This is a genomic window from Micromonospora sp. URMC 107, assembly GCF_051386315.1.
Classification (GTDB): Bacteria; Actinomycetota; Actinomycetes; order Mycobacteriales; family Micromonosporaceae; genus Micromonospora.
In genome coordinates this window covers 1-13,610 of record NZ_JBPQTK010000147.1, presented here as the reverse complement: position 1 = coordinate 13,610, position 13,610 = coordinate 1, and the positions used below count along the sequence as shown (strand labels likewise).

Below are 13,610 nucleotides of genomic sequence, written 5' to 3'. Positions count from 1 at the left end.
CCCCCCGCGCGTGCCGGCGCAACGCCACCGTCGCCGCCAAGGCCGCGATCCGGGCATCCACCGCCCGGTCCGCGTCCCGCGACGGCAGAAACCCCGGATCGCCGGCACGCACCGCCGCCCCCGCCGCCAGGTCGTCGCCCTCCGCGTCGCTCAGCAACCGCTCCTCCACGGCCGCCCGCACCACACCCGGCGCGCTCCACCGCATCCCCAGATCCCCCTCGACGGTGCGGGCCCGCCACAGCGACCCCGCCACCTCCCGCCCCGGCCCGGTAGCCCGCTCGTCCGGCGTGAGCACCGAATACACGTCGGTGGTGGCGCCACCCACGTCGACCACCACCAGATCACCACCCAGGGCGTCGGCCAGCACCTCCACGCCGGTCAGCACCGCGTCGGGGGTGGCCGCCCGCACCAGCCGCGCGAACCGCGACCCCCGCGACAGCCGCTTGCCACCGATCACGTGCCGCAGGAACACCTCCCGGATCGCCGCCCGCGCCGACGCCGGCGCCAGCACCCCGATGCGCGGCAGCACGTTCTCCGCCACCGTCACCGGCACCCCCGCCCCCGCCAACACGGCGTGCAGGCCGTCACGGACGTCGACGTTGCCGGCCAGCACCACCGGCACCCGCCAGCGCGCCCTCGCCAACCGCGTCGCGTTGTGCGTCAACGTCTCGGCGTCACCGCCGTCGGTGCCACCCACCAGCAGCACCACGTCCGGACGGGCCGCCCGCAACGCCGTCAGCTCCGCCGCACCGAGCCGACCCGCCGCCACGTGCACCACGTTCGCGCCCGCCGACAGACCCACCCGCCGCCCCGCCTGCGCGGTCACCAGCCGCTCGTAACCGACGACCGCCAACCGCAACCCACCCCCGGCCGACGAGCACACGTACCACGGCACCCCACCCACCGCCAGACCGGCCGTGGCCGCCGCCACCGCCGCGTCCAGGCCGTGCAGCACGTCCGTGCCCACCGTCGTCGGCGCCGACGCCGCCGCCACCAACGCGCCCGCGTCGAGGTCCACCACCGCCACCTTCGTGTACGTGGACCCGACGTCGGCGCAGACCGCGTACCTCACGCCACCGGCGGAACGACCACCGTGCCGGTCGCGGTGACCGCCACGATCGGCTCCTCGAGCACCTCCGCGGCCGACTCCCCCCGATCCGGACGACCCCGACACACCACCCGCGCGACGAAGTCGATCGTGCGGCTACGGGTGCCCACCCGGGTCACCGTCGCCGTCACCTCCAACACGTCACCCGCCCGCATCGCCGCGCGGAACTGCACGTCGGAGTACGACGCGAACAACCCCTCGTCGCCATCGGTGCGGATGCACACCTCCGTCGCCACGTCCCCGAACAACCCCAACGCGTACGCCCCGTCGACCAGGTTGCCCGCGTAGTGCGCGTGCGAATACGGCACGTAGCGCCGGTGCACGACCGTCAGACCCACCCGGGAATCACTCATGCCTTCGCCTTCTTCTCCGTGATCAACGCGTGCACCAGGTAACTCGCCACCTCACCCGGGGTCGTCCCCCGGCCGAAGATCCGATCCACGCCCAACTCGCCGGCCATCGTCTCGTCGAAACGCGGCCCACCCACGATCAGCAACGGCCGCCTCCCCGCCGGCATCGCCTCCCGGAACGCCGCCGACATCTCCCGCGTGTTGTGCAGATGCGCGTCGCGCTGCGTCACCACCTGCGACACCAGCACCGCGTCGGCCCGCTCCACCCGCGCCGCCTCCACCAACTCCGGCACACTCACCTGCGCACCCAGGTTCGTGACCTTCAACTCCCGGTAGTACTCCAGGCCCTTCTCCCCCGCGATGCCCTTGACGTTCAGGATCGCGTCGATGCCCACCGTGTGCGCGTCCGTGCCGATGCACGCCCCCACCACCGACAACTTGCGCCGCAACCGCTGCTTCACCACCGCGTTGACCTCCTTCGCCGACAACAGCGGGAAGTCACGCTCCACCACCTGCACCGCCGACAGGTCCACCAGATGGTTCACCCGCCCGTACACCACGAAGAAGGTGAACCCGTCACCCATCGGCTTGGCGTGCACCAGCATCGCCGGGTCGATGCCCATCTTGTTCGCCAACTGCACCGCCGCGCCCTCGGCCCGCTTGTCGTGCGGCACCGGCAACGTGAACGACACCTGCACCATGCCGTCACCGGTGGTGTCCCCGTACGGCCGGACGATCCTCTTCCCGGCGTCCCCGCCGGCCTCGACGGCGCTCACGCCCCCGCCACCTCTCCACCCGCCACCGCCGGCGCCTCCAGGATCTCCGTGGCCGGATTGAAGTAGTCCGCCTCGTGCGCGGCCACCCCCGCCAACCCCTTGCCCCGGTCCGCCGGCCGCTTCATGATCCCGAACGTGCCCTCGGCGATCGCCGTCAACAGCGACTGCTCACCGATGCGCTCCAGCAGGTCCACCGCCTCACCGAGCACCCGGTTGGCCCGCTGCTGGATGAACCCGCCCGGCGCCGGCACGAAGTCCTCGTGCAACCCACCCGCCGCACCCAGCACGTACCGCACGTTCTGCAGGGCAATGTCCCGATCCGACAACCACGGCGTCACCACCGCCTCGGTCATCATCCCCACCAGCAGGATCCCCTGACCGGTCATCGTCCCCACCAGGTTGAAGAACCCGTCCAGCAGGTTCCCCCGGAACACGTCACCGGTCATGTGCTTCGTCGGCGGCATCCACTTCAACGGCGCGTCCGGGAACAACTCCCGCGCCAGCAACGCGTGCGCCAACTCCAGCCGGAACGACTCCGGCACGTCCGGATTGATCTCGAACGCGTGCCCCAACCCCAGCTGCCAGTCCGCCAACCCCGCCTCGTGCGCGAAGAACTCGTTGAGCAACTGCGACACCGTCACCGTGTGCGCCTCGTCCACCGCGTCCGCGGTGGTCAGGTAGTTGTCCTCACCGGTGTTGATGATGATCCCCGCCCGCGCGTGCACCTGACGCGAGAACCGCTGGTCCACGAACGTACGGATCGGGTTGATGTCACGGAACAGGATCCCGTACATCGAATCGTTCAACATCATGTCCAGCCGCTCCAGGCCGGCCAACGTCGCCATCTCCGGCATGCACAGACCCGACGCGTAGTTCGTCAGCCGCACGTACCGGCCCAACTCCCTCGACGACTGATCCAACGCCGCCCGCATCAACCGGAAGTTCTCCTGCGTCGCGTACGTGCCCGCGAACCCCTCCCGGGTCGCCCCCTCCGGCACGTAGTCCAGCAACGACTGCCCCGTCGAACGGATCACCGCGATGACGTCCGCACCCGCCCGCGCCGCCGCCTGCGCCTGCGGAATGTCCTCGTAGATGTCGCCCGTCGCCACGATCAGGTAGATCCACGGCCGCTGCTTCGGATCCCCGAACCGCTTCACCAGCCGGTCCCGCTCCGCCCGCCGCCGGTCGATCGACCGGATCCCCGCCCCGACCGCCCTACGGGCCGCCCTGCGTGCCGCGGTGGCCGCCCTACCCGTCGGCTGCTCGAACCGCACCGACCCCGCCGCCGCCTTCTGCGCCAGCAACGTCACGTCGCTGATCTGCTCCCGCGCCAGGGCGTCGAACACTGGCAGCGCCACCCCGTGCCCCAACCCCACGTCCGCGACCACCGCGTCCACGAGCCGGTTCACCCACGGAATGCCGTCCGGATCGGCGCCACTCACCCCGGCCAGCCGCAGCACCGCACGCTCCACCGACACCGTGGTGTGGCTGCGCGCCAGATCCACCACCGGCTGCCCGGCGCGACGCGCCAACTCCCGCGCCCGCGCCACCAGCCGCGCATCCAGGTCAAGCTTGCCCGTCACGCCGTCACCCCGCTCCGCCCGGCGACGGCGCCACGCGCCCCCCGTGCCGTACCGATGGTTCGCTCGCTCACGAAGACCCTTCCTCGAAGATCACGTCACCGCGCAACACCGTGCGCCGACACACCGGCAGCGGCGTCGGGTCCTGCGGACCACGCGCCTCCACATCCGCCGCCAACAACACCGGCAACCCCCGGTCCACCCCCGCCGGCGTCGACCACACCGCGAACGTCGCCGGCGCCCCCAACGCCAGCACACCCTCGCTGTCCATCCGCACCGCCCGCCACCCGCCACGGGTGTGCGCCGCGAACGCCGCCCGCACACTCATCCGCTGCGTCGGGCTGTGGTGCCACACCGCCGCCCGCACCGAACCCCACGGATCCAGCGGCGTCACCGGCGAATCCGACCCGAACGCCAACGACACCCCGACGCCGTGCATCGCCCCCATCGGATTCGACTCCAACGACCGGTCCAACCCCAGCCGCGACTCGTACATCCGACCCGCACCACCCCACAACCGGTCGAACGCCGGCTGCATGCTCGCCACGATCCCGTACTCCACGAACCCGGCGATCAACCGCTTGTTCATGATCTCCGCGTGCTCGATGCGGTGCCGGGCCGCCCGCACCCGGTCCGTGCCCAGCTTCTCCGCCGCCCCCGCGAACCCCTCCAACACCGTCGAGATCGCCGCGTCACCGATCGCGTGGAACCCACCCTGCACACCGTGCGCCGCACAGTCCAGCAGATGATCCCGCACCTGCTCCGCACTCAGGTAACCGTGCCCGCAACCCCCGTCACCGTCCAGGTAGTCCCGCGACACGTGCGCCGTACGCGACCCCAACGCCCCATCGGCGAACAGGTCACCCCCCGCCCCCACCGCACCCAGCTCCCGGGCCCGCGCCGCACCCAGCAGCTCGCCCCAGTAGCCGTACACCTCCGCCACCCCGTCGCCCGACAGCGCCAACAGCCCCGTGAAGTCCTCCTCGTCGGAGATCTCCGGACCACCACACTCGTGCACCGCGGCGATGCCCAACGACGCCGCGTGCGCCAACGCCGCCCGCTGCGCCGCCGCCCGCTGCGCCCGCGTCACCGACGCGAACGCCGCCGCCCGCACCACGTGGTGCGCGTCGCGCCGCAACCAACCCGACGCGTCGTACCCCGCCGCCGACACCACCTCCGGACACGCCCCCAGCAACGCCACCGACACCAACGCCGAATGGATCGACGCCTGCGACAGGTACACCCGCCGCCCCCCGGCCGCCCGGCCCAGCGCCGCCGCGTCCGGCAACTCCGGCACCGACCAGCTCGACTCGTCCCAGCCGTGCCCCAGCACCACCGCGTCCGACGGCAACCCCGCCGCGAACCCCGCCACCGCGTCCAGCAGCTGCGCCGCCGAGCGCACCGCCGACAGGTCCAGCCCCGACAACGCCAACCCCGTGTCGGTCGCGTGCACGTGCGCGTCCACGAACGCCGGCGTCACCAACGCCCCGTCCAGATCCACCACCCGGTCGGCGGCCGGCGCGTCCGCGTCCACCCCCAGCCAGGAGATCCGGCCGTCGGTGACCAGCAGAGCCGTCGCGCTCGGATCGGCCGGGCAGTGCAGCGTCCCGCCGCGGTACAGAGTCGAGGGGTTCGTCATGACCATCAGTCTGCCGCCAGACGCGCCTCGAACAACGCCCGCACCCCCGACTCCGACCGCAGCAGACCCAGCGCGAACTCCGCGTGCCCCGGCACGTACCCGTTGCCCACCAGCATCGTCACGTCCGCCGCCAGGCCCTCCGCCCCCAACGCCGCCGCCGCGAAACTCGTCGCCATCGAGAAGAACACCACCGTGCCGCCATCCGCCGTCGCCAGCACCGCGCCGTGCTCACAGCCCGGCACGTCCACGCAGACCACCGTCACGTCCGCCGGCGCCCCCAACGCCGTCGTCACCGCCGACGACAACGTCACCGGGTCCCGGGCGTCGGCCAACGCCACCGCGTCCGCCAGACCCACCGCCGCCAGCGCGTCGCGCTCCGCCACGACCGGCACCACCCCGACCGTACGGGCGGCACCCGCCCGCCGCGCCGCGGCCAACGACAGCGACCCGCTCTTGCCCGCGCCACCGATCACCGCCACCCGCACCGGCACCGGATCCCCCGCCCGCTCCCGCTCCGCCACGTACCGCGACACCACCCGCGCCGTCAGCGCCGGCGCCCCGCACACGTCCAGCACCGCCAGGGACAGCTGCGGATCGAGATCCGCCGGCAGCACCGCCGCGATCGACCGGGCGAACAGGATCGCGTACCCGTCGCACGGCACCTGCTCGCTGCGCCCGTCCCAGCGGGCCAGGCCGTCGAGGATCGTCAGCGGCGTCAACGTCAGCGACACCAGGGTCGCCACCCGCTCCCCCGCCGTCAACCCCAGCGGGGAACGCCGCCCCGCCTCCTCCACCGTGCCGATCAGCATCCCACCGGACCCGGTCACCGGGTTCTGCATCTTCCCCCGGGCGGACACGATCTCCAGGACCTCGGCGCGCACCGCGTCGCCGTTGCCGCCGTGCTTCTCCCACAGCTGCCGGAAGCTCGCCGCGTCCAGGTTCAACCGCTCCACCCGGATCCGCACCTCGTTCGGCGCGATCTCCGGACTCGCGTCCAGCCGCCACGCGGCCTGCGGCAGCACCCCCGCCGGTTCGACAACGCGGTGCAGACCCACCGGTGACGTCACGCCGACCTCCCCTGTCATGCCGCTCGAAGCCCCGACCAGGGCTCGCGTAGCGGGAAAACTTCCGGCAGACTAATTTCTTCACCGAATATTTTCCAGTAGCCTTCGGGGTCGCTGATCAATCGCACCACATCGAGGAGGGGCCGTGACCCAGACCCAACCGGTGGAGACCCTGCCTGCGCCCCGCCCCGCGCCGGTCGCGGTCCCCACCGCCGGACAGCCCTACGAATACCGCCGCGCGCCCCTCGTCGAACCCGACTGGACCCGCTTCCCCGGCTGGCGGCACGTCACCCGCGACCAGTGGGAGAACGCCCAGTGGCAGCGCGTCAACTGCGTCAAGAACATCAAGCAGCTGCGCACCGTCCTCGGCGACGGAGTCGACGAGACCTTCTACGCCGACCTCGAGGCCGACCAGCAGGCCCTGGCCACCATGTCCATGCTGGTGCCGCCGCAGATGATCAACACCATGGTGCCGTTCGCGCCGATGAGCACCGAGGCGTTCCTCGCCGACCCCGTCCGGCGCTACATGATCCCCGTCGCCTCCGACCGGCGCACCGACTGGCCCTCCCACCCGTACGCCAGCCGCGACTCCCTGCACGAACACGACATGTGGGTCGCCGAGGGCCTCACCCACCGCTACCCCACCAAGGTCCTCGCCGAGCTGCTCTCCACCTGCCCGCAGTACTGCGGGCACTGCACCCGCATGGACCTCGTCGGCAACTCCACCCCCGCGGTCGACAAGCTCAAGCTGACCCTCAAGCCCGTCGACCGCTACGACGCCCACATCGGCTACCTCAAGGCCCACCCCGGCGTCCGTGACGTCGTCGTCTCCGGCGGCGACGTGGCCAACGTCCCGTGGAAGAACCTCGAGTCCTACCTGATGCGGCTGCTCGAGATCGAGACCATCCGCGACATCCGCCTCGCCACCAAGGCCCTCATGGGCCTGCCCCAGCACTGGCTCCAGCCCGACGTCGTCGAGGGCCTCGAACGGGTCGCCCGCACCGCCGCCCGACGCGGGGTCAACCTGGCCATCCACACCCACGTCAACCACGCCCAGTCGCTCACCCCGCTGGTCGCCCGGGCCGCCCAGACGGCCCTCGACGTCGGCGTACGCGACGTCCGCAACCAGGGCGTGCTCATGCGCGGCGTCAACGCCACCGCCCCCGACCTGCTCGACCTCTGCTTCGCCCTCCAGGGCGAGGCCGGCATCCTGCCGTACTACTTCTACATGTGCGACATGATCCCCAACGCCGAGCACTGGCGGGTCCCGGTCTGGCACGCCCAGCAGCTCCAGCACGACATCATGGGCTACCTGCCCGGCTACGCCACCCCGCGCATCGTCTGCGACGTCCCCTTCGTCGGCAAGCGCTGGGTGCACATGCTCACCGAGTACGACCGCGACCGCGGCATCTCGTACTGGACGAAGAACTACCGCACCTCCATCGAGTCCGCCGACGCCGAGGCGCTCAACAAGCGCCACGCCTACTACGACCCGATCGACACCCTGCCCGAGACCGGGCAGCAGTGGTGGGCCGAGCACCGCAACGACTGACCACCAGCACGCCGCGTCACCCCCGGGCCGACCATCGGCTCGGGGGTGACGCGTTTCCCGGCCCGGGCGGGCCCGGGAGACGCCCGTCCGGCGAGGTGGCCACCCCGGCAGGATCGCCACGTCGCCCACGGGTCACCTCGTGAAGGCGTCCTTCACGTCCCGACCGGCGTCCTTGAGGTGCTCCCCGGCCTGCCGGGCGCGCGCGTCGCTCTGCTGCGCGGCACCCTCCCCGCGCATCCGCTCGTTGTCGGTGGCGCCGCCGAACCGTTGCCGGGCGGCGCCGGCCAGCTGGCCGACTTTGTTCTTCGCCTTGTCGGTGAAGCCCATGTCGCCTCCTCCGCACGGGCCGGGCCTCCCCCGGCCCTCGCCGATCGGGTGCGCGGCTCTGGCTGCCGGAAACGTCTCTGTGCCGTCGTGGCGGGCCCCACACCCGCTAGGGCATCCTAGGACACTAGGTGAACGGCGGGTAAGGGCTTCTGGTTGACTGGACGAATGGGAGAGATCCTGCTGATCCGGCACGGCGAGACCACCTGGAGCGCCACGCGCCGGCACACCTCGTACACCGACCTGCACCTCACCCCCGACGGCGAGCGGCAGGCCCGCGCCCTCGGCCGGTTCCTCGCCGGCCGGCGCTTCGCCGCGGTCCTCGCCAGCCCCCGCGCCCGGGCTGTGCACACCGCGCGCCTCGCCGGCCTCACGGTCACCGGCACGGTCGACGACCTGGCCGAATGGAACTACGGCGAGTACGAGGGGCGCACCACCGCCGACATCCGCGACGACCACCCCAGCTGGTCCATCTGGACCGACGGCTGCCCCGGCGGCGAGTCCCCGAACCAGGTCGGCGAGCGCCTCGACCGGGTGCTCGCCCGGGTCCACCCGCTGCTCGACCGGGGCACCGTCGCCCTCGTCGGGCACGCCCACAGCCTGCGTGTGCTCGGCGCCCGCTGGGTCGGCCTGCCGCCGTCCGCCGGCGGGTTGCTACGGCTGGACACCGCCACGCTCAGCGTCCTCGGCCACGAGCACGGCCGACGGGTCATCCTGCGCTGGAACCAGCCGGTTCCCCCGGCGCCCGCGAACGCGCCCGAGTCGGGGGCTCGGCACTGATCTTCGGCGGCCGGTTCTCGTAGGGCGTCGACAGCACCACCGTCGTCCGGGTGGTCACGTTCGCCGCCGTCCGGATCTCCTGGAGCAGCCGCTCCAGGTCGGCCGGGCTGGCCACCCGCACCAGCAGGAGGTAGAAGTCCTCCCCCGCCACGGAGTAGCACGAGTCGATCTCGGGCAGGTGGGCCAGCCGCTCCGGCGCGTCGTCGGGCTGCGACGGATCGAACGGCCGGATCGCCACGAACGCGGTCAGCGGCAGGTCGAGGGCCTCGAAGGAGACCCGGGCGGCGTACCCCTTGACCACGCCGCGCTGCTCCAGGCGGCGCACCCGCTGGTGCACGGCGGAGACCGACAGGCCCACCTTCTCCGCCAGATCCGTGTACGACAGCCGACCGTCAGCGGTCAGCGCGGCGACGATGGCGCGGTCGATCTCCTCCACGGCGTGCAACCTACCGGGAAAACCGCTTCCCGGCGACGACGCGGCCCGCCGGCGCGACGCGACACACGTGCCGCGCCGGCGGGGCGGCCGTCCGTCAGCCCTTCGCCAGGGCCCGGGAGATGACCAGCCGCTGGATCTGGTTGGTGCCCTCGACGATCTGGAGCACCTTGGCCTCGCGCATGTAGCGCTCCACCGGGTGGTCGGCCACGTAGCCGGCCCCGCCGAGCACCTGCACGGCGTCGGTGGTCACCCGCATCGCCACGTCGGTGGCGAAGAGCTTCGCCTTCGCCGCCTCGGTCGAGTACGGCCGGCCGGCGTCGCGCAGCCGGGCCGCGGCCAGTGTCAACGCCCGGGCCGCGGAGATCTGGGTGGCCAGGTCGGCGAGGGTGAAGCCCAGTCCCTGGAAGTCGATGATCGCCTTGCCGAACTGCTGCCGCTCCCGGGCGTAGCCGACCGCGTAGTCCAGCGCGGCCTGGGCCAGCCCGACCGCGCAGGCGGCGATGCCGAGCCGCCCCGAGTCCAGGGCGGACATGGCGATGGTGAAGCCCGCCCCCTCCCCGCCGATCAGCCGCTCGGCCGGCACCCGGGCCGAGTCGAAGGCGATCTGCGCCACCGGGGAGGACCGCAGCCCCATCGTCCGCTCGGCCGCCTGCGGCACGATGCCGGGCGTGGCGCGGTCGGCCAGCAGGCACGAGATGCCCTTCGGGCCGGGGCCGCCGGTGCGGCAGAAGATGTCGTAGAAGTCCGCCACCTGGGCGTGGGTGATCCACGCCTTGGTGCCGTCGACCACGTAGGCGTCGCCGTCGCGCACGGCCCTGGTCGTCAGCGCGGCGGCGTCCGACCCGCCCTGCGGCTCCGACAGGCAGTACGCCCCGAGCAGTTCCCCGCCGATCATGTCGGGCAACAGCTTGCGCTGCTCGTCCGTGCCGAACTGGGCCAGGGGGTAGCAGGACAGGGTGTGCACGCTGACCGCCTCGGCGACCGCGAGCCAGCGGCCGGCCAGGATCTCCAGCACCTGGAGATAGACCTCGTAGGGCTGGGCGGCGCCGCCGTACTCCTCGGGGTAGGGCAGGCCGAGCAGGCCGGCGCGCCCGAGGGTGCGCAGCACCTCGCGGGGGAACTCCGCGCGCTCCTCGAACCCGGCGGCCCGGGGCGCGAGCTCCCGGTCGGCGAGTTCGGTGGCGAGGTCGAGCAGGTCGTGGGCCTCGTCGGTGGGGAGGATCCGGTCGACAGTCATAGCGCGATGAGCTCCGTGGGGATGGTGTTGAGCCGTTGCACGCCGTCCGTGGCGCAGACGACGATGTCCTCGATGCGGGCGCCGTGGCGGCCCGACAGGTAGATGCCCGGCTCGACGGAGAACGCCATCCCCGGCTCCAGGCGGCGGGCGTTGCCAGCCACCACGTAGGGCTCCTCGTGGCCGTCCAGGCCGATGCCGTGGCCGGTGCGGTGCAGGAACGCCGCGCCGAAGCCGGCCGCGGCGATCGGCTCCCGGGCTGCCGCGTCGACGTCGGAGGCGGTGACCCCGGGGCGGACCGCGGCCACCGCGGCCCGCTGGGCGGCGTGCAGCACCGCGTAGTAGTCGACGAACTCGGCCGGCGCGGGGGCACCGGCGACGTAGGTGCGGGTGCAGTCGGAACGGTAGCCCGACGGCATGGTCCCGCCGATGTCCACGACGACCGGTTCGCCGGCGCCGATCGGGCGGTCGGAGGTGCCGTGGTGCGGGCTGGCGCCGTTCGGACCGGCGGCGACGATCACGAAGTCCACGCTCACGTGGCCGGCGGCCCGGATCGCCGCGGCGATGTCGGCGCCGACCTCCGCCTCGGTGCGGCCCGGCCGCAGCCACTCCCCCATCCGCGCGTGCACCGCGTCGATCGCCGCGCCCGCCTCGGCCAGCGCCGCGACCTCGGCCGGGGACTTGCGCAGGCGCATCTCGCGCAGCACCTCGGAGGCCAGCCGCTGGGCGACGCCGGGCAGCGCCGCGCGCAGGGCCAGGACCTGCTCGGCCCACATCCGGTCGGCCAGGCCGACCGCCGCCACCGGTCCGCCGAGCGCGGCGACGAGCAGCGGGTACGGGTCGCTGCCGTCGGCGTGGTCGACGATGCGTACGCCGGTGGCCGGCGCCGGCGACGCCTCGGCGGCGGGCCGCTCCAGGGTCGGCACGATCAGGGTGGGCTCGCCCTGCGCGGGCAGCACCAGGCAGGTCAGCCGCTCGCCCTCGTGCGCGTCGTAGCCGGTCAGGTAGCGCAGGTCGGAGCCGGGGGTCAGCAGCAGCGCGTCCAGGCCCGCGGCGGCGGTGGCGCGCTGGGCGTCGGTCAGCCGCCGGGGCGGATACAGCTCGCCGGATCCCACCCGGTCAGCTTAACGGTCGTTCGGGAGCGGCCCCAGCCCGCCCGGCGCGCCCGGAAGCGCCGCCTATTCATCGAACATCATCGTTGACGTCACAGTTAACACTCCTTAGGATTTGGCTGCCTCGAGGATCTCCACCCCCCGTCCCCACCCGTACGCCCGCGCACGGCGCCTGATCGTTGCGGCCGTCGGCGCGGGCGGCACGGCCGCAACCCGCCCACGGGAAGGCCCCGATGCCCTCATCGCTGTCCCGCCTCAGGTCGGCCCTCGCCGCCGGCCTGCTCACCCTGGCCACCGCCGCCACCACCCTCACGCTGGCCCCCGCCCCCGCGCAGGCCGCCGTGCTGCCCAACGACTTCCGCAGCGTCGGCTACCTGCCGTCCTGGTCCGGCGACGTCAACGCCGTGCAGTACGGCAAGCTCACCCACGTCAACTACGCGTTCGTGCTGCCCAACGGCGACGGCAGCCTCCGCCCGGTGGAGAACCCCGCGAAGCTCTCCCAGCTGGTGTCCCGCGGCCACGCCAGCAACGTCAAGGTGTCGATCGCCATCGGCGGCTGGAACAACGGCGACGACTCGGCCTTCGAGGCGCTCGCCGCCAACGCGGGCAGCCGTACCGCGTTCGTCAACAACGTGGTCAACTTCGTCAACCAGTACAACCTCGACGGCGTCGACATGGACTGGGAGTACCCGGACCCGGGCGCCTCGGCCACCAACTACACGGCGCTGATGCAGCAGCTGGCCGGCGCCCTGCACAGCCGGGGCAAGCTGCTCACCGCCGCCGTCGTCTCCGAGGGCTGGTACGCCGAGGGCGTGCAGCCGGCCGTGTTCGGCCACGTGGACTGGCTCAACATCATGGCGTACGACGGCGGCAGCCCGCACGCCAACTACGACTGGTCGATCAACGCCGTCAACTACTGGAAGTCCCGGGGACTGCCCGCCCGCAAGGCGGTGCTCGGCGTGCCGTTCTACAGCCGACCCGGCTACCACACCTACGCCTCCCTGGTCGCCATGGACCCGGCCAACGCCAACCGTGACTGCACCACGGTCGGCGGGACCCAGCAGTGCTACAACGGCATCCCCACGGTGAAGCGCAAGACCCAGTGGGCCATGGCCAACGCCGGCGGCGTGATGAACTGGGAACTCAGCCAGGACACCACCGGGGCCACCTCCCTGGTCAGCGCCATCTACGACACCGCCACCGGCGGCACCACCCCGCCGCCCGTCGGGCGGACCGGCCCGATCACCGGAATCGGCGGCAAGTGCGTCGACGTGGCCGCCGCCGCCACCGCCAACGGCACCGCCGTGCAGCTCTACGGCTGCAACGGCACCGCCGCCCAGAACTGGACGGTGGGCACCGACGGCACCCTGCGCGCCCTCGGCAAGTGCGCCGACGTGGCCAGCGGCTCCACCGCCAACGGCGCCAAGGTGCAGCTGTGGGACTGCAACGGCACCGGCGCCCAGGTCTGGCAGGCCCAGTCCAACGGCACGCTGCGCAACCCGCAGGCCAACAAGTGTCTCGACGCCACCGACAACAGCTCCGCCGACGGCACCCGGCTGCAGATCTGGGACTGCTTCGGCGGCGCCAACCAGGTCTGGCGGCTGCCCGCCTGAGCGACCCGGGACCCCGTCACCGCTCGGCGGGACGGGGTCCCG

Annotated in this window: 13 protein-coding genes; 3 read left to right on the top strand and 10 right to left on the bottom strand. The window is 72.7% G+C overall.

The genetic code is table 11. The features are described 5' to 3' along the window. The 6 genes from ACSNN9_RS24665 to ACSNN9_RS24640 form a co-directional block, all read right to left on the bottom strand. On the bottom strand, positions 1 to 1,072 hold a 1,072-nt coding region (locus ACSNN9_RS24665; protein WP_436675603.1), incomplete at its 3' end, for a glutamate mutase L. Beyond that, entirely contained in the window at positions 1,069 to 1,461 is a 393-nt protein-coding gene (locus tag ACSNN9_RS24660) for a hotdog domain-containing protein (protein WP_357876475.1), read from the bottom strand. The genes ACSNN9_RS24665 and ACSNN9_RS24660, both read right to left, overlap by 4 nt. Beyond that, entirely contained in the window at positions 1,458 to 2,234 is a 777-nt protein-coding gene (locus ACSNN9_RS24655) for an OAM dimerization domain-containing protein (protein ID WP_436675602.1), read from the bottom strand. Before ACSNN9_RS24655 ends, ACSNN9_RS24660 begins: the two co-directional genes overlap by 4 nt. Beyond that, positions 2,231 to 3,817, bottom strand: coding sequence for a lysine 5,6-aminomutase subunit alpha (locus ACSNN9_RS24650; RefSeq protein ID WP_436675601.1), 1,587 nt, complete (start codon positions 3,815 to 3,817; stop codon positions 2,231 to 2,233). Before ACSNN9_RS24650 ends, ACSNN9_RS24655 begins: the two co-directional genes overlap by 4 nt. A 67-nt stretch (positions 3,818 to 3,884) precedes the next feature. After that, on the bottom strand, positions 3,885 to 5,453 hold the full coding sequence (locus ACSNN9_RS24645) for an amidohydrolase (protein ID WP_436675600.1): 1,569 nt from the start codon (positions 5,451 to 5,453) through the stop codon (positions 3,885 to 3,887). A gap of 5 nt (positions 5,454 to 5,458) precedes the next feature. Beyond that, entirely contained in the window at positions 5,459 to 6,538 is a 1,080-nt protein-coding gene (locus ACSNN9_RS24640; protein ID WP_436675599.1) for a zinc-binding alcohol dehydrogenase, read from the bottom strand. 124 nt (positions 6,539 to 6,662) lie between these two features. On the opposite strand from ACSNN9_RS24640, the gene ACSNN9_RS24635 reads away from it, so the two are divergent. After that, entirely contained in the window at positions 6,663 to 8,069 is a 1,407-nt protein-coding gene (locus tag ACSNN9_RS24635; protein ID WP_436675598.1) for a KamA family radical SAM protein, read from the top strand. A gap of 132 nt (positions 8,070 to 8,201) precedes the next feature. On the opposite strand, the gene ACSNN9_RS24630 is transcribed toward ACSNN9_RS24635, so the two are convergent. Next, positions 8,202 to 8,396, bottom strand: a complete 195-nt coding sequence (locus tag ACSNN9_RS24630) for a CsbD family protein (protein ID WP_358093626.1) — start codon at positions 8,394 to 8,396, stop codon at positions 8,202 to 8,204. Positions 8,397 to 8,561: 165 nt separating this feature from the next. Between ACSNN9_RS24630 and ACSNN9_RS24625 the strand changes: the two genes are divergently transcribed. Next, complete coding sequence (locus tag ACSNN9_RS24625) at positions 8,562 to 9,173, top strand: histidine phosphatase family protein (RefSeq protein WP_436675597.1); 612 nt, start codon at positions 8,562 to 8,564, stop codon at positions 9,171 to 9,173. Here ACSNN9_RS24625 and ACSNN9_RS24620 read toward each other — a convergent pair. From ACSNN9_RS24620 to ACSNN9_RS24610, 3 genes are all read right to left on the bottom strand, one after another. After that, on the bottom strand, positions 9,103 to 9,609 hold the full coding sequence (locus ACSNN9_RS24620) for an Lrp/AsnC family transcriptional regulator (protein ID WP_436675596.1): 507 nt from the start codon (positions 9,607 to 9,609) through the stop codon (positions 9,103 to 9,105). The genes ACSNN9_RS24625 and ACSNN9_RS24620 overlap by 71 nt on opposite strands. Before the next feature lie 94 nt (positions 9,610 to 9,703). Continuing rightward, a complete protein-coding gene (locus tag ACSNN9_RS24615; protein WP_436675595.1) occupies positions 9,704 to 10,846 on the bottom strand; it encodes an acyl-CoA dehydrogenase family protein in 1,143 nt (380 codons plus the stop codon). Beyond that, on the bottom strand, positions 10,843 to 11,958 hold the full coding sequence (locus tag ACSNN9_RS24610; protein WP_436675594.1) for a M24 family metallopeptidase: 1,116 nt from the start codon (positions 11,956 to 11,958) through the stop codon (positions 10,843 to 10,845). Before ACSNN9_RS24610 ends, ACSNN9_RS24615 begins: the two co-directional genes overlap by 4 nt. 230 nt (positions 11,959 to 12,188) lie before the next feature. Here ACSNN9_RS24610 and ACSNN9_RS24605 point away from each other — a divergent pair, with 230 nt between their 5' ends. After that, a complete protein-coding gene (locus ACSNN9_RS24605; RefSeq protein WP_436675593.1) occupies positions 12,189 to 13,568 on the top strand; it encodes a glycosyl hydrolase family 18 protein in 1,380 nt (459 codons plus the stop codon). The last annotated feature ends 42 nt before the right edge of the window (positions 13,569 to 13,610 follow it).

Coding starts and splice junctions, on each gene's coding strand:
- ACSNN9_RS24660 (WP_357876475.1), bottom strand. CDS start 1,461: ATGAGTGATTCCCGGGTGGGTCTGACGGTCGTGCACCGGCGCTACGTG.
- ACSNN9_RS24645 (WP_436675600.1), bottom strand. CDS start 5,453: ATGACGAACCCCTCGACTCTGTACCGCGGCGGGACGCTGCACTGCCCG.
- ACSNN9_RS24640 (WP_436675599.1), bottom strand. CDS start 6,538: ATGACAGGGGAGGTCGGCGTGACGTCACCGGTGGGTCTGCACCGCGTT.
- ACSNN9_RS24630 (WP_358093626.1), bottom strand. CDS start 8,396: ATGGGCTTCACCGACAAGGCGAAGAACAAAGTCGGCCAGCTGGCCGGC.
- ACSNN9_RS24625 (WP_436675597.1), top strand. CDS start 8,562: ATGGGAGAGATCCTGCTGATCCGGCACGGCGAGACCACCTGGAGCGCC.
- ACSNN9_RS24615 (WP_436675595.1), bottom strand. CDS start 10,846: ATGACTGTCGACCGGATCCTCCCCACCGACGAGGCCCACGACCTGCTC.
- ACSNN9_RS24605 (WP_436675593.1), top strand. CDS start 12,189: ATGCCCTCATCGCTGTCCCGCCTCAGGTCGGCCCTCGCCGCCGGCCTG.